General features: G+C 67.0%; 17 protein-coding genes, 1 tRNA gene and 1 pseudogene. 6 read left to right on the top strand and 13 right to left on the bottom strand.

Annotated features, from left to right (window positions below; genetic code table 11):
- Positions 1-27: 27 nt before the first annotated feature.
- The 4 genes and pseudogenes from A5634_RS25025 to A5634_RS25010 form a co-directional block, all read right to left on the bottom strand.
- Positions 28-684: pseudogene (locus A5634_RS25025) on the bottom strand (PE family protein); the annotation flags it as partial.
- 56 nt (positions 685-740) lie between these two features.
- Positions 741-1,778 (bottom strand): PAS domain-containing protein, encoded by a 1,038-nt coding sequence (locus tag A5634_RS25020; protein ID WP_065146716.1) that lies wholly within the window; start codon positions 1,776-1,778, stop codon positions 741-743.
- A gap of 596 nt (positions 1,779-2,374) precedes the next feature.
- A complete protein-coding gene (locus A5634_RS30055) occupies positions 2,375-3,271 on the bottom strand; it encodes a PE family protein (protein WP_081290652.1) in 897 nt (298 codons plus the stop codon).
- 261 nt (positions 3,272-3,532) lie between these two features.
- Complete coding sequence (locus A5634_RS25010; protein WP_065146714.1) at positions 3,533-5,839, bottom strand: DEAD/DEAH box helicase; 2,307 nt, start codon at positions 5,837-5,839, stop codon at positions 3,533-3,535.
- A 296-nt stretch (positions 5,840-6,135) separates the two neighbouring features.
- On the opposite strand from A5634_RS25010, the gene cspA reads away from it, so the two are divergent.
- The 3 genes from cspA to topA all read left to right on the top strand — a co-directional run bounded on the left by cspA (position 6,136) and on the right by topA (position 10,004).
- Entirely contained in the window at positions 6,136-6,339 is a 204-nt protein-coding gene (gene cspA, locus A5634_RS25005; RefSeq protein WP_003419650.1) for a cold shock protein CspA, read from the top strand.
- Between the two features lie 139 nt (positions 6,340-6,478).
- A complete protein-coding gene (locus A5634_RS25000) occupies positions 6,479-7,057 on the top strand; it encodes a hypothetical protein (RefSeq protein ID WP_065146713.1) in 579 nt (192 codons plus the stop codon).
- 151 nt (positions 7,058-7,208) lie between these two features.
- Positions 7,209-10,004: a type I DNA topoisomerase gene (topA, locus tag A5634_RS24995; protein ID WP_065146712.1), complete on the top strand. Its 2,796-nt coding sequence runs from the start codon at positions 7,209-7,211 to the stop codon at positions 10,002-10,004.
- Here topA and A5634_RS24990 read toward each other — a convergent pair.
- Complete coding sequence (locus tag A5634_RS24990; protein WP_155769722.1) at positions 10,001-11,611, bottom strand: adenylate/guanylate cyclase domain-containing protein; 1,611 nt, start codon at positions 11,609-11,611, stop codon at positions 10,001-10,003. The two genes, topA and A5634_RS24990, sit on opposite strands and share 4 nt — an antisense overlap.
- A 155-nt stretch (positions 11,612-11,766) precedes the next feature.
- Between A5634_RS24990 and A5634_RS24985 the strand changes: the two genes are divergently transcribed.
- Positions 11,767-12,984 (top strand): DNA polymerase III subunit delta', encoded by a 1,218-nt coding sequence (locus A5634_RS24985; RefSeq protein ID WP_155769721.1) that lies wholly within the window; start codon positions 11,767-11,769, stop codon positions 12,982-12,984.
- A 54-nt stretch (positions 12,985-13,038) separates the two neighbouring features.
- Positions 13,039-13,114, top strand: a tRNA-Thr gene (locus A5634_RS24980).
- Between the two features lie 35 nt (positions 13,115-13,149).
- Here A5634_RS24980 and A5634_RS24975 read toward each other — a convergent pair.
- From A5634_RS24975 to A5634_RS24965, 3 genes are all read right to left on the bottom strand, one after another.
- On the bottom strand, positions 13,150-13,716 hold the full coding sequence (locus tag A5634_RS24975; RefSeq protein WP_065146709.1) for a dihydrofolate reductase family protein: 567 nt from the start codon (positions 13,714-13,716) through the stop codon (positions 13,150-13,152).
- Between the two features lie 78 nt (positions 13,717-13,794).
- Positions 13,795-15,249, bottom strand: coding sequence for a PE family protein (locus A5634_RS24970; RefSeq protein ID WP_437340010.1), 1,455 nt, complete (start codon positions 15,247-15,249; stop codon positions 13,795-13,797).
- Positions 15,250-15,281: 32 nt separating this feature from the next.
- Positions 15,282-17,108, bottom strand: a complete 1,827-nt coding sequence (locus A5634_RS24965; protein WP_065146707.1) for a hypothetical protein — start codon at positions 17,106-17,108, stop codon at positions 15,282-15,284.
- Here A5634_RS24965 and A5634_RS24960 point away from each other — a divergent pair.
- Positions 17,074-18,021: an NAD-dependent epimerase/dehydratase family protein gene (locus A5634_RS24960; RefSeq protein ID WP_065146706.1), complete on the top strand. Its 948-nt coding sequence runs from the start codon at positions 17,074-17,076 to the stop codon at positions 18,019-18,021. The genes A5634_RS24965 and A5634_RS24960 overlap by 35 nt on opposite strands.
- 9 nt (positions 18,022-18,030) lie before the next feature.
- On the opposite strand, the gene A5634_RS24955 is transcribed toward A5634_RS24960, so the two are convergent.
- Genes A5634_RS24955 through A5634_RS24935 form a run of 5 tightly spaced genes read right to left on the bottom strand, consistent with a single transcriptional unit; the run spans position 18,031 to position 21,032 of the window.
- Positions 18,031-18,366, bottom strand: coding sequence for a DUF2304 domain-containing protein (locus A5634_RS24955; protein ID WP_065146705.1), 336 nt, complete (start codon positions 18,364-18,366; stop codon positions 18,031-18,033).
- Between the two features lie 13 nt (positions 18,367-18,379).
- The gene (locus tag A5634_RS24950) at positions 18,380-19,075 is read right to left on the bottom strand and encodes a glycosyltransferase family 2 protein (RefSeq protein ID WP_065146704.1); all 696 of its coding nucleotides are present in this window, start codon (positions 19,073-19,075) and stop codon (positions 18,380-18,382) included.
- A gap of 36 nt (positions 19,076-19,111) precedes the next feature.
- The gene (locus A5634_RS24945; RefSeq protein ID WP_155769719.1) at positions 19,112-20,407 is read right to left on the bottom strand and encodes a hypothetical protein; all 1,296 of its coding nucleotides are present in this window, start codon (positions 20,405-20,407) and stop codon (positions 19,112-19,114) included.
- Between the two features lie 29 nt (positions 20,408-20,436).
- Positions 20,437-20,721: a WXG100 family type VII secretion target gene (locus A5634_RS24940; protein ID WP_065146703.1), complete on the bottom strand. Its 285-nt coding sequence runs from the start codon at positions 20,719-20,721 to the stop codon at positions 20,437-20,439.
- Between the two features lie 14 nt (positions 20,722-20,735).
- Positions 20,736-21,032 (bottom strand): WXG100 family type VII secretion target, encoded by a 297-nt coding sequence (locus A5634_RS24935; protein WP_065146702.1) that lies wholly within the window; start codon positions 21,030-21,032, stop codon positions 20,736-20,738.
- Positions 21,033-21,173: the final 141 nt, after the last annotated feature.

Raw genomic sequence — 21,173 nt, 5'->3', positions numbered from 1 at the left:
TCACAAGCAGGCTTGGCCGGAGTCGGTGCCGCCGTTGCCGGTCAACGAACCACCGCCGGTGCCGCCGTTGCCGGTCAACGAACCACCCCCGGTGCCGCCGTTGCCGCCCTTGCCGAAAAGCCACCCGGCTCCGCCCGATCCGCCATTGCCGCCGGGGCCACCCGGGAGGGCGAATCCGCCGACACCACCTGCTCCGCCGGCGCCCAAGAGCCCAGCGGCCCCGCCATTGCCGCCGTTTTGGCCGGGGCCGCCTGATCCGCCGGCCCCTCCGTTTCCGATCAAGATGCCGCCCGGCCCCCCGGGGCGTCCTGTCCCGGGTGCGCCGTTGGTGCCGTTGCCGATCAGCGGGCGCCCGAACACTGTCTGGGCCGGCGCGTTGATGGCGTTGAGCAGGCTCTGGGCGGCGTCGGCTTCGGCGCCGGCATAACCGTTCGCCGCGGCCGCCAATGCACCGACGAAGCCGTTGTGCCAACCTGCCAACTGACTGCTGAGCGTTTGGTAGGCCTGCCCGTCCGCGCCGAACAGGGCCGCGACCGCGGCCGACACCTCATCGGCGCCGGCGGCGAGCAGCGTGGTCGTCGAGGCTGCCGCGGCGGCGTTGGCCGCGTTCAGCTTTGAGTTGATACCCGCCAGGTCCGCGGCCGTTGCCGCCAGCATGTCCGGCGCCGCGATCAGCCACGACACGTGCCAACCCTATCGCGGTGCCGGGGCCGCAACGTTCGAATTCTGCCGAACGTCGGTTATCCGGTTGTGTCGCCAGCGGACTTCGTCAGTCCCGCGTCATCGACCTCGTCGCTGGTGGGCAAACGCAGTGAGATCAGCCCAGCGAAGGTCTCCGGCTCGAGTTCCACCCGGTTGACGGTGACGTGCACCGGCACCCAATCGGAGTCATGCCCCGGTAGCCGCAGCACTCGGCTCGTGGCCCCGTCGGTGAATTCTTCGGTCATCGAGACAACCGCGTGCTCGTCGTCAGGATGCACACGCGGCTTGCCTTCGCCGCCACGCCAGTCATAGAACGAGCACGGCTCGTCCAGCCACTTCAGCAGGGTCCAGGTCTTGAGGTCGACCAGCGCACGGTGCACACCGACTTGCGCCAGCCCGTTGAGTATCCGCTGCGCCAGGTCGTCGACGGCGACCGCCGGACCTTTGCGCTCGGCACGCCAGTTCATCGCGCGTGCCACCAGGTGGTCGCGGCCGTCAGGTCCCGGTTCCAGCGCGCTGCGGGCGACGAAGCCGATCCGAATCTGGTTTCCTTGCCAATCAGTCAGATCCCATGTGCTGCAAAGCGTTTGGCCTGACTCGGCTCTGACTGCCATGGCCAGGACCTTGGTCTCATTCGGGTTGAGCTCGCGCGACGGCAGATCCTCGGCGAAGGCTCTGCCGTAGGTGACTTCAACTTCGGGGTTCTTGCCGCTGTTGGTGAGCGATTCCGGGGTGTCGGTGGCCACGCCGCAAGTCAGATCCCACTTGAGCGGACCTGGGGTTGGCCGCTCGGGCGGCTCCTCGTCGATCGGTCCGCTCCACACGTGCACGCCGTGCATGCGGCCGTCGGACATCATCACCGGCTCGGTGCGGATCACCCGGTCGCTCTTGGGCGTGATGCTCGTCAAGGACTGACCGGTCTGCACTGATTCGGTGATTGCTGTCTTGACTGCCGCCAGGTATGGACTGCGGCGCAGAAAGGTGGTGATAGGGACGAGGTTCTTGAGCTGCCGTCCCTGCGCTACGACGGCGGGTTCATCACCCAACGTCTCCACGAGCAGCCAGTCGTGGCCCATAGGCGCAGCTTACTGATCGCGTGTCAGTTCGTTGCATCGGCGGGTACATCGCATAGTTGACAGGCGCGTCAAATCCTTTGTCTCCCCGAAGCGTTGGCGCACGCGCCTGCTGTTTCCCACATTTAGTTAAGTGGGCTAGTAGGTATTTATTCCCGAGCAACCTTCCTCGGTATCCTGACCAGCCATTTGTCATACTCTCGGACGGATTCGGCTTGTAATTTCTTCGTGAAATGACCCACATGTGTGTTGCATTTGACGGACGAACCCAGGTACGTTTGCTGCTGCACTCGCGTTTAGACAGTGCGACCGGATTGTGTTGTCCGACCGCACAAAGCAGATCCGTGGAGGTCGACCGTCGAGGGGTCGGTCGCCGTCCATCGGATTCGCAAACGCTCTAGTGATCGATATTCTGTCGATCTTCCTCTTTTCCAGCAGGGAAGCGCTGGCTTACACGCCGCCGGCGGTCTGCAATTCGCGCCACTGCCAAGGGTATTCGCGAATGCGAGATCAAGTTCAATGCCACCCCAGCTGCTATTGGCGAGAAGAATTTCGAAATGTGTTGCGTCAGTTGGAATTCGGTGAATGAGCCGGCGCGGCTAGGACGGGGATTTCACTGCCGGTGGTGCGGCGATGGGCTGCGCCGTACCGCCGGATGCGCCGCCGTGCGCTGCGCCGCCGTGCCACCCGGCACCCCGCAGGCCGGAACGCTCCGCGCTGCCACCGGACCCGCCATGACTGGGCTTGGAGACCAGAGCGTCGGCTCCGGCGCGGAGGTCTCCGGCTGCCGGAAACAGCATCACGCCGACACCCACCCCGCCGCTGACACGCCCGGTCACGCCGGTGCTGCCTCGGTTGCCGTCGGTGCCGACCAGCCGGGAAAGCAGACCGCCGGATCCGCTGGCGGGCAGGACACGGCCCGAACCGTTGGCGCCCAGCACCGCGGTGGGGCGCATCCACAGGCCGCCGGCCGCGCCATTGGCGCCTGCCGCGGTGGCCTCGGCCGCTGAGCCGCCACCGCTTCGTTCAGACATCCCAGTGGCGGGCATCGCAACGGCTCGCACGGTGGCAGGCCGCTGGACCAAGGGAACTGCCGCCCGTGCAGCCGGTGGGCTGTCCTGCGAAATTGGGCTGTCGCTGGTCCCGACGACAGCGGTGGCTGTCTTGACGGGCACGTTGTCGGCGGCGCTGGTCAGGTGCTGCATGGGGGTGGCGTTGGCGGCTTCCGCGGTCGCGTAAGCGTTCGCGTTGGTGCTCAGTGCCTGCACGAACTGCGCATGAAATTGCGCCACCTGCGCACCCAGCGTCTGGTAGCTGCGGGCATGTCCGGAGAAAAATGCCGCTACCGCAGCCGATACCTGGTCTCCGGCGGCGGCGGATACGGCGATGGTGGGCGCTGCTGCGGTGGTGTTGGACGCACTGATGGTCGAACCAATTCCGGCCAGCTTGTGGGCTGCGGTCCCCAGGAACTCAGGCACCGTTCTAACAAACGACATACGACACCTCCGACTAGGTCCCCGACAGACTCGGCCAGTGTCTGATCGCCATCGCTCCACGTGATGGATATGTGCACCGTAGCTTGTTGTTGAGCAAATGCATCCTATGAATTTTCGGCGGCGTCAGCAACGCCCAATTGGCGGGAGAGCTGGGACCCGGCCCATCCATGGGGGGCCGACTGACCAGCGGTCGAACCGCTGGCTACTCGAGTCGCCGACTGGGGTTTTCACCACGCTTTTTCACCAGAGGCCCAGAAAGCTTCAGCCTGATTCCAGCGCCGCAAGCACCAGGCGCAACACCCGGATCGCGCCGGCCTTGTCCAATGGATCGTTGCCGTTCCCGCATTTGGGCGACTGCACGCAGGAGGGGCACCCGCTAGGACATTCGCACGACTCGATGGCCGCCGCCGTCGCACCGAGCCAAATCTGCGCCTGACGAAAGCCGCGCTCGGCGAACCCCGCCCCACCCGGGTGGCCGTCGTAGACAAAGACGGTTGGGAGTCCTTCGGGACCGAGCGCGGTCGACAGACCGCCGATGTCGCCGCGGTCGCAGCTGGCCACCAACGGCAACAACCCGATGGCCGCGTGTTCGGCCGCGTGCAGCGAACCCGGGACGCGGACCGGATCGATGCCGTCGCTTTCCAACACTTCGGGGTCAACGGTGTACATCACCGCGGCGGTAGGCAGGGAGCGTTGCGGCATGCTCAACTCGATGAAATCGATCACCTCGCCGTTGGGTCGGCGGCGCAGATACCCGACGACCTGGTTGGTGACCGTCACCGGCACCAAACCCAGCGTCACCGGCCCGAAAGCCAACCGTTCACCGGCACCGGTCACCGCAATGTCGGTGACTTCCCGGGCGAACGTCGCATACCCGGGATCGTCAGCACGGACGAAGGCGACGCCCTCCTCGAGGTCCAGCGAGTCGACGACGTAGCTTTCCCCCTGGTGCAGGTACACCGCGCCGGGATGAATGGACGCAGGTGCCTGCCCAGCGCCGGTACTGCCCAGCAATCGCCCGGTGTCCGCCTCGACGATGACGACTTCGCCGCCGATCGATCCCCGGATGTCCACTGCGCCGTGCGGGTCCACGCCCGGCGCCGGAAAGTACTTGCCACTACGGCGTCTGAGCAGCCCGTCGTCAACCAACCCGTCGGCTACCTCTACGGCATCGAGTGCGCGGACCTCGGCGTCGTCGAGCGGTAACTCTGTTGCGGCACAAAGTAGTTGAGGGCCGAGGATGTATGGGTTGCCCGGGTCGATGACGACCCGCTCAACCGGCTTGTCCAGCAACGCCGCCGGGTGGTGAACCAGGTAGGTGTCCAACGGATCATCGCGGGCGATCAGCACCACCAACGCGCCCTGACCGCGCCGTCCGGACCGTCCGGCCTGTTGCCAGAACGACGCGACCGTGCCGGGGAATCCCGCGAGCACCACCGCGTCCAGGCCCGCGATGTCGACCCCCAACTCCAGCGCATTTGTAGCGGCCAGGCCGCGCAACCGACCCTCGGCCAGCGCAGTCTCCAGCGCGCTGCGATCCTCGGACAGATAACCGGCGCGGTAGGACGCCACCGTGCCCGACAGTTGTGGCGCGACGTCAGCCAGCCGGGCCTGAGCCCCCAGCGCCGTCAGCTCGGCGGCCCGGCGCGACCGCACAAACGTCAAAGTCTGGGCGCCCTCCACGATCAGATCTGCCATCACCCGTGCGGCTTCGGCCCCCGCGGATCGTCGAACCGGGGCGCCGTTCTCTCCAATCAGGTCGGTCAACAGTGCCGGCTCCCACAACGCCACCGTGCGGGCACCCTGGGGAGACCCGTCCTCGACGACCTCCGCGACCGGCTGGCCGATGAGTTCCGCCGCCGTCGTGCCGGGGGAATCCGTTGTCGCACTCGCGAACACGACCGTGGGATACGACGAATAACGTGCGCACAGGCGCAGCAGCCGACGTAACACCATCGCCACGTTGGATCCGAAAACGCCACGGTAGTAGTGACATTCGTCGACGATCACATAGCGCAATCCGCGCAACAGCACCGCCCAGCGAGCGTGATTGCGCAATATCGAAAGGTGGATCATGTCCGGGTTGGAGAACACCCACCGGGACCGCTCGCGCGCAAAGCGGCGCACCTCGGTGGGGCTGTCGCCGTCATAGGCCGTCGGCGCCACGTCGTCGAGCGGTACGGCGGTGACCAGGGCATGAGCCGTGCGCAACTGGTCGTGCCCGAGCGCCTTGGTCGGCGACAGGTAAAGCACCCGGGCCCGCGGGTCGGTCGCCAGGGCGTTGAGCGCCGGCAGTTGGTAGGCCAGCGACTTGCCCGACGCGGTACCGGTGCTGATCACCACATGGCGTCCGGCGTGCGCCAGTTCCGCGGCGTGGGACTGGTGCGACCACGGCACAGCTATCCCGCGGTCGGTGAAAGCGCGGACCACGGCGGGCTCGGCCCACTCCGGCCAACCCTGTGGAGTGCCGGTGCGGGCCGGTAGCTCGGCGATATGCCGCAACGGATGCTCGTCCGCTGCGGTACCGGCGAGCGCAGCACCGAGCAGCTCGCTGCCGAAACTCGCCATCACGCACCTCTCTGGCTCTGGCCTGCACTGTGACGCCGACGTAAATTGCCTGGCCGTTCGGCGATGAGTCTGTGGGTAGAGGCTGTCGCCGACGCCGTGAACATGGTTGACTGTTTGCGGTCGCAGCTTCTGTGTTCGTGTCAAAGCTTTCGCAGGATCGACGTTGCGGTCGCGGTTCCTGCGAGGTTATCTGTCGGGTGAAATTCCGGCGACTCCGCGAAGGTATGGCGGTCGTGGCTGGCCCGGGGCACCGAAAGGCGGAGCCTCGCACAAGAAAGTAAAGGAAAGATCGAGAAATGCCACAGGGAACTGTGAAGTGGTTCAACGCGGAGAAGGGGTTCGGCTTCATCGCCCCCGAAGATGGCTCCGCAGATGTGTTTGTCCACTACACGGAGATCCAGGGGACGGGCTTCCGCACCCTCGAAGAAAACCAGAAGGTCGAGTTCGAGATCGGCCACAGCCCTAAGGGCCCCCAGGCCACCGGAGTCCGCTCCCTGTAATCAGGGCAGATTCTGACGTAACCCCCCGGCTCCGTCCGGGGGGTTTTCGTTTCCGGGGTTTTCGTTTCCGGGGTAAGTGGCGGCTTGTTGGCGGCCTGCCTGAACCCGACGCCCGGTTCGCTGGCCTACTGTCGGTGGCGTGAGTCAGCTTTCCTTCTTCGCCGCGGAGTCGGTTCCGCCCGCGGTCGGGGACTTGTGCGGACTGCTGGCGGCACCCGGTCAGATCGTGCTGGTGGGTCTGGGTGCGCGACTCTCGGTCGTGGTGGAGGAGCCCTGGCGTGCCGAGGCGCTGGCCGAAATGATCCGGGAGACCGGCCTGACCCCGGAAATCACCCGGACCGACGAAGACCACCCGCTGGTACGCACGGCCGTGGATCCGTCGTTGCGCAGCATCGCCACCGAGTGGACCCGCGGTGCGGTGAAGACGGTCCCGCCGCGCTGGCTGCCGGGACCACGGGAATTGCGGGCCTGGACCCTGGCGGCGGGCAGCCCGGAGGCCGATCGTTACCTGCTGGGCCTGGACCCACACGCGCCGGACACGCACTCACCGCTGGCGTCGGCTCTGATGAGAGTCGGGATCGCGCCCACTCTGATCGGTACCCGCGGGACCCGTCCGGCGTTGCGGATAAGTGGTCGCCGCAGGCTATCTCGCCTGGTAGAGAACGTGGGGGAGGCTCCCGACGGCGTGGCGGCGGCAGCCCAGTGGCCCCGGGTGTGAGAGCTGGAAAACACCCCGTCCGAAAGAGCCCGGTTTGCGCAGGCCCGCCCAAGGGTGCGAAATTGTCAGTTGCCCGCGGGCGAAGGAACGGCGACATACCTGATTTCGGGGAGGCGACCGGGCCGATATAGGAGATGGAGCGTAGGCGCAGTTGTCTGACGGGGGCCCTAAGAGGGCTAGTAGCGGCAGGAACGGGAGCACCCGGCGACTCGTGATCGTGGAGTCGCCTACCAAAGCGCGCAAATTGGCCGGTTACCTGGGGTCGGACTACATCGTCGAGTCCTCTCGCGGCCATATTCGCGACCTGCCTCGTGCTGCGGCCGACGTGCCCGCAAAGTACAAGTCCGAGCCGTGGGCCCGGCTGGGGGTCAACGTCGACGCCGACTTCGAACCGCTTTACATCATCAGTCCGGAGAAGAAGAGCACCGTCACCGAGCTGCGGGGACTGCTCAAAGACGTCGACGAGCTCTACCTGGCCACGGATGGTGACCGCGAAGGCGAGGCGATCGCCTGGCACCTGCTGGAAACCCTGAAGCCGCGCATTCCGGTCAAGCGGATGGTCTTTCACGAAATCACTCGTCCGGCCATCCTCGAGGCCGCTGAGAATCCCCGTGACCTCGATATCGACCTGGTCGACGCGCAGGAAACCCGCCGTATTCTGGACCGGCTGTACGGCTACGAGGTCAGCCCGGTGCTGTGGAAGAAGGTGGCGCCCAAGCTGTCGGCCGGCCGGGTCCAGTCGGTGGCAACCCGGATCATCGTCCAGCGCGAACGCGACCGGATGGCGTTTCGCAGCGCCTCGTACTGGGACATCCTGGCCAAGCTGGACGCCAGCGTGTCGGACCCGAAGGCGCAGCCCCCCACTTTCGCCGCCCGGCTGACCAACGTCGACGGCCTGCGCGTCGCGACCGGCCGCGATTTCGATTCCCTCGGACAGCTGCGCAAGGCCAACGAGGTGGTCATCCTCGACGAAGCCGACGCGACCACCCTGGCCAACAACCTGCAGGGCGCGCAGCTGACCGTCGCGTCGGCCGAGGAAAAGCCGTACACGAGGCGGCCGTACGCGCCGTTTATGACGTCGACGCTGCAGCAGGAAGCCGGGCGCAAGCTGCGGTTCTCCTCCGAGCGGACGATGAGCATCGCCCAGCGGCTCTACGAGAACGGCTACATCACTTATATGCGTACCGACTCGACGACGTTGTCGGAGTCGGCGATCACCGCAGCCCGCAATCAGGCGCGCCAGCTCTACGGCGAGGAATACGTCTCGCCGTCGCCGCGCCAGTACACCCGCAAGGTGAAGAACGCCCAGGAGGCGCACGAGGCCATCCGGCCATCCGGGGAAACCTTTGCGACTCCGGATGCGGTGCGCAGCGAACTCGACGGCGACGAGTTCCGCCTCTACGAGCTGATCTGGCAGCGCACGGTGGCCTCGCAGATGGCCGACGCACGCGGCACCACGCTGAGCCTGCGTATCGAGGGCACGGCGGGCGATCGTGCCGTGGTGTTCTCCGCCAGCGGCCGCACGCTGACCTTCCCCGGCTTCCTGAAGGCCTACGTGGAGACCGTCGACGAGCTGGCCGGCGGCGAGGCCGACGACGCCGAGCGCCGGTTGCCGCATCTGACCCCGGGCCAGCGACTGGACGCGATCGAACTGAACCCGGACGGTCACTCCACCAACCCGCCCGCGCGCTACACCGAGGCATCTCTGGTCAAGGCGCTCGAGGAGCTGGGTATCGGTCGGCCGTCGACGTATTCGTCGATCATCAAGACCATCCAGGACCGCGGCTACGTCTACAAGAAGGGCAGCGCGCTAGTGCCGTCCTGGGTCGCGTTCGCCGTAATCGGTTTGCTGGAACAGCATTTCGGCCGTCTGGTCGACTACGACTTCACCGCGGCCATGGAAGACGAGCTCGATGCGATCGCCTCGGGCAACGAGCAACGCACCAATTGGCTCAACAACTTCTACTTCGGCGGCGACCACGGCGTGCCCGACTCGGTGGCTCGATCCGGTGGCCTCAAGAGACTGGTCGGCGTCAACCTGGAAGGTATCGACGCGCGAGAAGTCAACTCCATCAGGCTCTTTGACGACGCGCAAGGACGTCCCGTCTATGTTCGGGTCGGCAAGAACGGGCCGTACTTGGAGCGCACGATAGTCGGCGACGACGGGGAGCCCACCCCGCAGCGGGCCAACCTCAACGACTCGCTGACCCCCGACGAGCTGACTCTTGAAGTGGCAGAGGAACTTTTCGCCACACCGCAGGAGGGGCGGGTGCTGGGTGTGGACCCGCAGACCGGTCACGAGATCGTCGCCAAAGACGGCCGGTACGGCCCGTACGTGACCGAGATCCTGCCCGAGCCCCCACCGCCCGAAGACGGCGGCGAAGCACCCGCCAAGAGGGGCAAGAAACCGACCGGTCCCAAGCCGCGTAGCGGTTCGCTGCTGCGCAGCATGGACCTGCAGACGGTGACCCTCGAGGATGCGCTCAAGCTGCTGTCGTTGCCGCGGGTCGTCGGTGTGGACCCGGCATCCGGTGACGAGATCACTGCGCAAAACGGCCGCTACGGTCCATACCTCAAGCGCGGCACCGATTCTCGGTCGCTGCAGACCGAGGACCAGATGTTCACCATCACCCTCGACGAGGCACTGAAGATCTACTCCGAGCCCAAACGCTCTGGGCGCCAAGCGGCTTCGGCGCCGCCGCTGCGTGAGCTGGGTACCGATGCCGCTTCGGGCAAGCCGATGGTGATCAAGGATGGCCGGTTCGGGCCGTATGTGACCGACGGCGAGACCAACGCGAGCCTGCGCAAGGGCGACGACGTGTTGTCGATCACCGACGAGCGCGCTTCGGAGTTGTTGGCCGACCGGCGCGCCCGCGGTCCGGTGAAGCGGACCGCCAAGAAGAGCACCCGGAAGGCGGGGGCCAAGAAGGCAGCCAAGCGCAGCTAGCGACTGGCTTTACTGGCAGCTTCGGCGGTGTCGTCCGAAACATCTTCTGGTTCAGAAAATTTCAGCGGCCGCGCCAGCTGCGTGGGTGCGATGCGGCCACGCAATTCGACCACTTCGCCCACGTCCCAGCACAACGCTTCGGCGTCCAGCGCCCCGCTGACCGCGATCGCCGACGCCAGCACGTGGCCCTCTTCCAGCTTTGCCAGCTCGGTCAGTCGGGCGGCCTCGTTGACCGGATCCCCGATGACGGTGTACTCGAAGCGTGCCTGCGCGCCGATGTGGCCGGCGATGGCTCGGCCCGCTGAGATTCCGATACCGAACTCTGCTGACCCCAGCACCGGAATGAGTTCGTCGTGGAGTTCACGGGCGGCGGCCAGTGCCGCGCCGGCGCCGTCCGGATGCTCGATCGGGGCGCCGAAGATGGCCAGTGCGGCATCGCCCTGGAACTTATTGACGAAGCCGCCGTGGCGGCCGACGGTGTCGACCACGACCCGGAAGAACTCGTTGAGCAGGTGGACCACCTCGGCGGGTGGCCGCGTCGCGGCGAGTTGGGTGGAGCCCACCAAGTCGACGAAGAGGACCGCGACGTCGCGCTCCTGCCCGCCCAACTCGGTGCCGCGCTCGAGAGCCCGGCGGGCCACGTCCTCACCCACATAGCGCCCGAACAGGTCCCGCAGCCGCTGCCGTTCGGACAGGTCGCGCACCATGTCGTTGAAGCCGGCCTGCAGCAGACCCAATTCGCTGGCGTCGTAGATCTGCATGTGTGCGTTGTAGTTACCGCGCTGCACCTCCGAGAGCGCCCAGCGCAGCTGGCGCAGCGGATCCGCGATCGACATGGACACCAGCAGGGTGCTGGCCGCGCCGATACCCAATGCCGCCAGCGCCAACAGCAGGATGGGGTTGAACAGCTTTTCCGGCGCGGCGTGCAGCAGCGAGATCTTGTCCGAGACGACGGCCAGCACGATCGCCAGCAGCGGCACGGCCGTGGCCAGCACCCAGGTCAGCATCAGCCGCAGGATGACGCCGGGTGCCCGCACGCTCTCCGGCACGCCACTGCGCAGCGCGGCCACAGCCACCGGCCGCAATACCCGCTCGGATTGCAGGTAACCGATGATGGCTGTCGCGGTGGCGCCCAGCGCGGTCGCGACCACCACGACCGGCGCGGCATTGCGGGCCACCGACCAGCTGGCCAGCAGGAAGATGACGCTGCCGATCGCCCAGGAGGTCACGCTGGTCAAGGTGCGGTAGAAGGGCATCCGCAATGCTCGGGTCCGAGCCAGTTCCGTGGTGGACGGGTCGGCTTCGACCAGCAGATTGTCGCGGCGTTGCCACCGGAAGACCGGGACCAGCAGCCTCAGGTTCCAGGCGAACCCGGCCAGGAACAAAAAGACCACCGAGGAGATAAAGATCGCGACGTTGACGGGGGGCAGGTCTCCGAGCTGAACCTGGTCGTGCGGCGGCAAACCGTAGCGCAGGAAGCCGAGCACGAACAAACCGCCGATGATGTCGGACTGCAGCATGCTCAGCGAGAAAACCGGCCACGGTGTGCGCACCACCCAGCGGACGAATGCGTTGATTCGTCTAGGGAGGGTTGCTACCGCGGTCACGAAACCACCGTATCGGTCAGCGGTGACTCGTCGGAAACCAAAAACGACCTCGGCACGTCGCCCGACATGGGCGAAAGACGGGGAAAGATCACGGAAATGTCGCGAATCGGACGCTGATAGGTCTCTGTCGGGGCCACTAACTACTGTTGCCGATGATGACGGGCGTGTTTGCGCGGCTGGTAGGCCAGCAAGTGGTGGAGGCCGAGCTGCTCGCCGCCGCCAAGTCCGCGCGCGAGCAGGCTCGAAGTGATCAGAGTCACCAAGCGTCGAGCTTCGGGAATATGACACATGCCTGGCTGATCACCGGGCCGCCGGGTTCTGGTCGCTCCGTGGCCGCCTTGTGCTTTGCGGCGGCGCTGCAATGCACGTCAGAGGACGAGCCGGGCTGCGGCGGCTGCAAGGCCTGCACGACGACGATGGCGGGCACCCACGCTGACGTTCGCCGGGTGATTCCCGAAGGGCTGTCGATCGGCGTGGACGAGATGCGCGGCATCGTGCAGGTCGCGTCACGCCGTCCGACCACCGGGCGACACCAGATCGTGGTGATCGAAGACGCCGACCGGTTGACTGAGGGCGCCGCCAACGCTCTTTTGAAGGTGGTCGAAGAGCCGCCGCCGTCGACGGTCTTCCTGTTGTGCGCGCCATCGGTGGACCCTGAGGACATCGCGATCACCTTGCGTTCCCGGTGTCGGCACGTCGCATTGGTGACGCCGCCGACGGAGGCGATCGCGCAGGTGCTGATCGACGGTGACGGCCTGGATACCGCCATCGCGGACTGGGCGGCGTCCGTCAGCGGGGGGCACGTCGGCCGGGCACGTCGGCTGGCCACCGACGCAGAGGCACGGGAGCGACGAGAGCGGGCGCTGGAGCTTGTTCGCGACGCCGCGCGGCCGGCGCGGGCATACGCTGCCGCAGAGGAGCTGGTTGCGGCGGCCGAAGCCGAGGCGGTGGCGCTGACGGCCGGGCGCGCCGAAGTGGAGACCGAAGAGCTGCGTACGGCGCTGGGGGCAGGTGGTACGGGTAAAGGCGCTGCCGGCGCGGTGCGCGGATCCGCGGGCGCGCTGAAAGAGCTGGAGCGGCGCCAGAAGTCCCGTCAAACCCGCGCCTCGCGCGACGCACTGGACCGCGCCCTGATCGACTTGGCGACCTACTTCAGGGACGCGTTGCTCGTGTCGGCGAATGCCGGCGATATTCGCGCCAACCACCCGGACATGGCGGAGCGGGTGAGCGCACTGGCCGCCCACGCGACCCCCGAGCGGTTGCTGCGCTGCATCGAAGCCGTGCTGGAATGCCGTGATGCGCTGGCAACCAACGTCAAACCCAAGTTCGCCGTCGACGCCATGGTCGCCACGCTCGGGCTGGAACTGCGGTAAGGGTTTGGGTCGGTCCGCCTGCCTGCCGTAGACTCGTGCCGCCCGAGAGGGCACGCCGCCTTAGCTCAGTCGGTAGAGCGATTCACTCGTAATGAATAGGTCAGGAGTTCGATTCTCCTAGGCGGCTCCATCAACCAGCGCGCACAATCTCGAAACCCGGGTCGATCAGTCGTGTTTGGCCTCGTAGCGCAGCAGGACCGTGCCGCCCGGGAAGGTGCGGTTCTCCAACAGCCTCAACGAAATCCACGACGGCAGTGTCGGAAAGAACCGGATGCCGCCGCCCACGGCAGTCGGCGCGATCACGATCCGGTACTCGTCGACCAGTCCGGCCTGCACGATCGGTGCGGCCAGCGTCGCGCCGGCAATCTCCAGGTTGCCGCCGGTTTCGGCTTTCAGTCTCGTTACCACCTCGACCGGGTCGCCGCGTTCCAGGCGGGAATTCCAGTCGACGGACGTTAACGTGCGCGAGAACACGACCTTGGGCATGTCGCGCCAGATGTGGGCGAAGTCGACGATCAGCGGGGTGGCATCCGGGTCCTTGTCAGCGGTCGGCCAGTACGCGGACATCAGTTCGTAGAGCCGCCGCCCGTAGAACGACAGGGCCGTCTCCCGCTCGAAGTCGTTCCAGTACTGGTGCAACTCGTCGCTCGGTTCGCCCCAGTCGATGTTGCCTTGTGCGTCGGCGATGTACCCGTCCACCGACACGTTGAAGCCATAGATGAGTTTGCCCATGCAGATCAGACTGCACCGCAACGCGTTACTCATCGCGGCGAGTCCCGTCCTGGAGGGTCCGCGCGTTAAGAGATTTCGTCAACCGTTGGGTCCAGGTTGTCCATCCGCGCCGAAGATGGAGCCTTTAGTGCCACCGGCACCTCCAAGGCCTCCCACCGCACCGGCGAAGGGCGCGCCGGGAACCCCGCCCCCGCCGCCGTTGCCGCCGGTGCCGATGTACTCAGCGGAGCCACCGGAGCCGCCCGCCCCGCCGTCGCCGCCGATACCACCGGTGCCGCCGGTACCTCCGGCACCACCCCACCCGCCGAACCCGCCGCTCCCGACCCCGCCGGTCGCGCCTCCGTTGCCACCGGCACCCCCCATGCCGCCCGTGCCCAACGGGATCCCCGCAGCGCTTCCGCCGGCCCCACCGGTGCCACCGCTACCACCGTTGCCCCACACCAGCCCGGCCGAACCGCCGGCACCGCCCCCGCCACCATTGCCGCCCACGCCGCTGACCCCGGCCTGTCCGCCCGCGCCGCCGTTGCCGCCGAATCCGCCGCCGCCGAACAACAATCCGCCTTGGCCACCGGCACCGCCGTCACCGCCGATCCCGCCCGCGACGCCGGCGCCACCGGCTCCACCGGCCCCGCCGAAGCCGATCAGGCCGGCATCACCGCCGGCCCCACCATTCGCGGCGACGGTCTGGCTCGGCGTGAGACCACCCGCGCCGCCGAGGCCGCCGTTGCCGATCAAGAGCCCGGCGCGTCCGCCGGCACCACCGAATCCGCCGGTCGACGTTGCCACTGCGGGGTCGCCTGCCCCGCCCGCGCCACCCTGACCGCCATCGCCGAACAGGGTCGCGGCGCCGCCGCTGCCGCCCGCGCCGCCGCTGCCGCCCGAGGTGTTGTCGCCGCCCGCGCCACCGGCGCCGCCATGACCGTAGAACAGCCCACCTGTGCCGCCTCCGCCCCCGAGGCCGCCTCCGGCACCGCCTTGCCCACCGCGGCCACCGTCGCCCAACAGCCACCCGCCGCGGCCACCCAGCCCGCCGGCCGCGCCGCCGCTTCCGCCGGTTCCGCCCGCGCCGCCATTGCCGATCAGCCCCGCGTCACCTCCCGCGCCGCCGGCCTGGTTGGCCCCGCCGGCCGCGCCGTCGCCGCCATTGCCGAGCAACAGTCCGCCGGCGCCACCGGCTCCGCCAGGGGTGGTCGCATTGGTGCCGTTTCCGATCAGCGGCCGGCCCACCAGAAACTGGGTCGGGGCGTTGACCAGGTCGAGCACCGGTTGCAGCGGTCCGGCGTTGACCGCCTCCGCCACTGCGTAACCACTGGCTCCCGTCGTCAACAGCTGCACAAACCGCTGGTGGAACGCCTCAGCCTGGGCGCTCAGCGTCTGGTACTGCTGGGCGTGTCCGGTGAAGAGTGCCGCCACGGCGGCCGAGATCTCATCTCCGCCCGCGGCCAGGATCGCGGAGGTGGGTAGTGCCGCGGCCGCGTTGGCCTCGGCCAGAGTGGATTTGATGCCCGCCAGGTCCGTTGCCGCCGACACCATCAGCTCCGGGACCGCAATCAGCTCCGCCACACTCAACCTATCGGTATCGCGGGCCGGGATGTTTCAGTCGGAGCCAGAAATCCCACCGGTCCGGACGCGATGCATAGCGACAGGGCGGTGGTGGCGGCACGAACCGTGATCGCGTCCCCGGCACCGGGCAGTCGCGCGTAGACACGGTTGAGGCCAGGACGAACCGGAACCTTGACTTCGGGGCCCTGGGAGAGGGCCAGCAGCATCGAGCCGTCGGTGTTGGCCAGGTAGTTGATTTCGACCGTCCAGTCGGCCGGCAGCAGCGGCCCGTCCAAGACCAGGCGCGTCGGTTGGTCGGGCTGGGCGAAGTAGCCGCACTGTGGCACCGGACCGGCGATGATGGTCCGCACCCAGGTCACTCGGGCCTCGACCAGCCGGCCCTTGCTGTCGAGCATTCTCAATTGTGTTGTGGTGGAGGAGAATTCGGGACGATCACGGACTAGGGCGAACATGTGGCTGGCCAGGTTCTCCGGCCAGGCGACACGTTGCAGCACCAGCGGATCGACCTCCTGATCCAGCAACGGCGCGTCGGCTGCGGCCAGCGCGGCTCGTGCGTTCTTCAGGTACGGTTCCGCGGGGTTGTCGCGCCACGACGTCAGGAACGTCGACGTCGAAAACAAACTGCTGGCCAAGAACAGCAGTACCGCCGCGCTTGTCAGCGCGGTGCGCAGACGGGAAACGTCCAGCCAGCCCGACGATTGCCGGTTCGGCGCGGTGAACGCAATCGCTGCCAGCAGAGCCAACACGAAGACCAGATCGGGGAAATACCGCAACGTCTGGGCCAGTTCGAGTGCGGTGAATCGCGATGACCGCATCAGATAGATCGGTACCTGACAGGCGACGGCGTAGCCCGCCGCCGTCACCCACACCCACCCGATGCGTTGCTTGCGCAAGAAGGAAAAGGCAAGCGCCGCAAACAAAACCAGCCAACCCAGCGTCATCACCAGCGGACCGGGAACCGCCCACGGGGACGCGGGCGCCCAGCGGGCCCAGTCCCACGGCCCGCCGGCCAGGCCCGGCACAATGCCGTGCGTGATCGAGCGGCGCAGCAGCGCCCAGGTCATCGCCAGATCTGAACTCCACCTCCGCTGGTTCACCACGGCCAGGTACAGCGCCACCCAACCGGCCGTCAACGTAAGCGCCGGCACCCACAGCCGGAAGCCCGCTCGCCACACCTTGCGTAACGCATCCCGGTCACCGTGGACGTGACACAGCAGGGCCACCACTGCGAAGGCGACGAACGGGATCACCGCCGCCTTCTCGAAGAACAGCAGACCGCCGAAATAGGCCAACAACCCCGTCGCCGCGTAGCGCTGGTTGCCGGTGCGGACCAACAGCACCGCGTCACCGCACACCCAGGCCAGCGCCGCCAGCATCGGCAGCGAGTTCAGGGCCGCCGCCCACCAGGCGAAGCCCGGCACTCCCAACGGCGTGAACAACGCGAAACTCAACGGAAGCAGCAGCACCGGTCGCCAACCGAGGATCACGTGCAGCGTCCGCAACAACGAAAGCGATGCGAGTAGTTGCAAGGCCACCAGGCTGATCGCCGGCCCGGTCCAGTCCAGCGGCGCCGCCCGAATGATCGACCCGGCCACTAGGAAGGCGCCCGGCATCAGGTGACCGTCGTGATCGTCGAACAGGTACGACGCAGACACCAGGCCCTGCGTCCCGGCCTTGCCGACGAGAATCAGATCGTCCCAATAGAAATAGCCACCGAAAGCCAGCGCTGCGCGGATACCCAGCTGCACGGTGATCATTACGGCCGCCGCCAGCGCCACTCGGTATGGTGGGCCGGTGCACGCACTGGTCACCGGGGCAGCCGGTTTCATCGGGTCGACGCTAGTCGACCGTCTGCTGGCCGACGGTCACACCGTCGTTGGCCTGGACAACTTCGCGACTGGGCGCGCGACCAACCTCGAGCACCTGGCCGAGCACCCGTCGCAGGTCTTCACCTTCGTCGAGGCCGACATCGTGAACGCGGACCTGGACGCCATTCTCGAGGAGCACAAGCCCGAGGTGGTGTTCCACCTGGCGGCCCAGATCGATGTCCGGAACTCGGTGGCCGATCCGCAATTCGATGCCTCGGTGAACGTGGTGGGCACCGTCCGGCTGGCCGAAGCCGCCCGGCGGGCCCAGGTGCGCAAGATCGTGCACACCTCCTCCGGCGGGTCCATCTACGGCGTCCCGCCCCAGTACCCCACTCCGGAGACGGTGCCGGCCGACCCCGCTTCGCCCTACGCCGCGGGCAAGGTGGCCGGCGAGATCTACCTGAACACCTTCCGGCATCTGTACGGCCTGGACTGTTCGCACATTGCGCCGGCCAACGTCTACGGCCCACGCCAGGATCCGCACGGCGAGGCCGGTGTGGTCGCGATCTTCGCCCAGGCGCTGCTGGAAGGTAAGCCCACCAAGGTGTTTGGCGACGGCTCCAACACCCGCGACTATGTGTTCGTCGACGACGTCGTGGACGCCTTCGTCAAAGCGTCCGGGAACGCGGGCGGTGGGCAGCGCTTCAACGTCGGCACCGGCGTCGAAACCTCAGACCGCCAACTCCATTCGTCGGTGGCCGCTGCTGTCGGCGGTCCGGACGATCCAGAGTTTTTCCCACCACGGCTGGGCGACCTGAAACGCTCCTGCCTCGACATCGGTTTGGCGGCTGAGGTTTTGGGTTGGCGGCCACAGGTCGGCTTGGACGAAGGCGTGCGCCGGACGGTGGAGTTCTTCCGGCACCGGCACGCCTAGCTCGCCCAACTAATCCGGCGCTTGGGCGCCCTCGAGCGCGACGGCCCGCGCCAGCCGTGCGTAACGCAACTCGAGGTCCTTGAACCGCATGTACGTGCTCAGCGTGGTGAAACTGAACGCCATGATCAGCGCGTATAGCATCAGGTCGGTGCCGCGATTCACCCCGAACCAGTGCGCGACGATCGTGGTGTCGTCGGGCCGCAGCACCGCGTAGATGCCCAGCAGCACGAAGATGACGTAGCCGACCTTCACCCAGGCCCGCGCCCGTGCACTGCGACGCGACCGCAGCAGGAAGATCAGCAGCGCGATGATCGAACCGATCAGCAGCACCTTGATCCAGTTCATCTCGTCGTCCCTGTCAACGCCGTATCCTCCCTCGCAGGAACCCGTCGAAAATAATGTTGACGCCGTTCAGCAACGGCTGACCTTTCGACTTCGAGTACTCGGTGTAGAGCACCTCGACCGGCACTTCGGCCACCCGCCAATGGTTTTCGGCGATCATCATGACGATCTCGGTGGCGTGGCTCATGCCACTCATGGTGATGTTCATGCCGTCGGCGACGGTCTTGTTGAACACCCGCAGGCCGTTGTTGGTGTCGGTCAGGCCGAGTCGACGACCACGGCGGCTGAGTCGGGCTGCGGTCTGCAGGACGATCCGTTTCAGCAGCGGCGGCCGGCTGGCGGACTCCTGACCGAACCGGGTGCCAATCACCACGTCCACGTCGCCGACGGCCAACCGTTCGACCATCGCGGCCACATCTTTGACCCGGTGCTGCCCGTCGGCGTCGAAGGTGGCGAACACCTCGGCGCCGGGTTGCCGCCGCGCGTATTCGACGCCGGTCTGGATCGCCGCACCCTGGCCCAGGTTGATCGGATGACGAACCAGGTGCGCTCCGGCCTTTCGCGCGATCTCGCCGCTGCCGTCAGAGCTGCCGTCGTCAACGCAGACGACATTGTCGAAGACCGATCGCAGCTCGGCGATTACCTCGCCGATGACTGGGCCTTCGTTGAAGTTGGGGACGACGATCCAGACGTGATGTGCTTCAGAACCCATTTCAAGCCACAAAGTACACGTAGAGACCGGTCGTGATCAGTTGCCGGCGCGTCCGCCACGCCCGAGCGCGAGCAGATGAACGGCGATTCCCACCAGGGGACCGCACAGCAGAGCGATCACGGTGCGCGTCTCCAGCGGTAGCGGCAAGGCCAGCAACAGCCCCGACGCCACCGTGGCACCGACCCAGCCCAGTGAATACGCCCGGTGCAACGCGGCCGCCACGGTGGCCGCGCCGGTCAACGTCAGCAGGGCCATCGCCACGGCGGCGGCCGTCAGCCAGGCCAGCAACGCGCTGGAGGGCTGGTACCCCGCGCCGAACCCGACACGCAACAACCACGGACCCACGACGCCGGCCAGCAGCACGCCCAAACCGCCGATTCCGGCGACTAGCAGCGCGGGGGAGACCAGCGCCCGCAACCGGTGGCTGCGTTCGTCGACGAAATGGGCGATCAGGTTGCCCTGCATGGCGGTCAGCGGCACCAGCAGCGGCGCACGGGTCAATGTGACCGCCAGGATGACGACGCCTCCTTCAGCGCCGAGTTCGGCGGAGGTCAGCTTCAGCAGGACCGGGAAGCCCATCACCAGAATCGCGCTGGCACCCGCCGCGGTAATGGAGTGAGCCGCGCCGCGTAGAAAGGTCGCGGTGCTGCCGGGGGTTGGCAGCTTCGCGGTGGTGCGCGCGATCGGCGAGCTGATCAGGATGATCAGCCACGCCACCGAGCCCGCGACGGTTGCCCACAGGAAGCCCACCAGGTCCCAGCCGATCACGAATGTGGCGGCGGCGACGGTCACCCTGATTACCGCGTCGGTCACCATCAAGGCGCCGTACTGACCCCATCGGTTGGTGCCGGCCAACATGCCCAGCAGGGTCGCGTGCAGGCAGAACCCGGCCAAACCGATGCTGAGCAAGGCGACCGACAACCAGCGCGCCTCAACGAAAACCCGTCCGCTCCACAGCGGTGCGCTGCCTGCGATCAGGACGGCCGCGGCCACCCCGACCATGGCGGCGATCCTTAGTGGATGGGTGAGTGGACGGGTTCGGGACGTGCCGGAACCCTCCGGCAACTCGTGCAGGTGGTGCATGGCGCGCACCTCACGGGTGGTCTCCTGCAACAGACCGTTGGTGGCACCGCTGACCAGGCCGAACGCTCCCCAGAACACGCCGAAGATAGAAAATCCGCTCGGCGCCAGGTCACGGGCGGCCAGATAGATCACCGCATAGCCGCACAGCGCGGTCACCGCGGTTGCGGTGCCGACGCGCGCGACGCTGCCGCGCGCGATCGGCCCCGCTGAGGTTCCCGTAGCTGCCGGGGTGCCAGCGCCGTCCGTCACCGTGGCGACACTAGCGGACTAGCGCGCGACTAGGCCCAGCTAGAACCCACCGCCGAGTCCGTCTGTGCCATGTTGTTACCGGCAGCCTGGACCTTCTGGCCGTGTGCGTTGGCCTGCTCGTAGATCACCTGGAAGTTGCGGCCCAACTGGGCGATGAACTCCTGGCAAGCCACCGAACCGGCGCCGCCCCAGAAGTCACCGGCAGCCAGCACATCGCGAACGATGGCCTGGTGCTCGGCCTCCAAGTTGGCGGCCTGGCCGCGGATCAGCGCACCGTGAGCGTCGACGTCGCCGAACTGGTAATTGATCGTCATCGTGGGAGCCCTTTCTAGCTGCTCAACACTTGCTGGGAGGCCTGCTCTTGCTGCTCGTAGTTGTTCGCGTCGCGAACCAGCCCGTCGCGCACCCCGTGCAGCATGTTGACGATGTTGCGGAATGCGGTATTCATCTGGCCCATCGTGTCCAACGAGGTGGCCGAGGCCAGACCGCTCCAGCCTGCACCGGAAATGTTCTGCGAGGACGCCCACATCCGGCGGGCCTCGTCCTCAACGGTCTGGGCGTGGGCCTCAAAGCGCCCCGCCATGGCCCGCATCGCGTGCGGATCGGTCATGAACCGAGTTGTCATCGGATGCTCCTTTCTGAAAAGCAGTGAGTGTCTCTGGACTAAGCAGTGGATTCAGTTGTGAGAGACGCATGCGGCGGATAGGCCGAAATGATCACCCCCTGTCGAGGAGGACGGAACGACAGCCGATCCGTCTGCAATCAC

Source organism: Mycobacterium asiaticum, assembly GCF_001673365.1.
In the GTDB taxonomy this organism is placed as follows: Bacteria; Actinomycetota; Actinomycetes; order Mycobacteriales; family Mycobacteriaceae; genus Mycobacterium; species Mycobacterium asiaticum_A.
The sequence above is the reverse complement of the archived record's forward strand: the minus strand, read 5'-3'. Positions and strand labels throughout refer to the sequence as shown.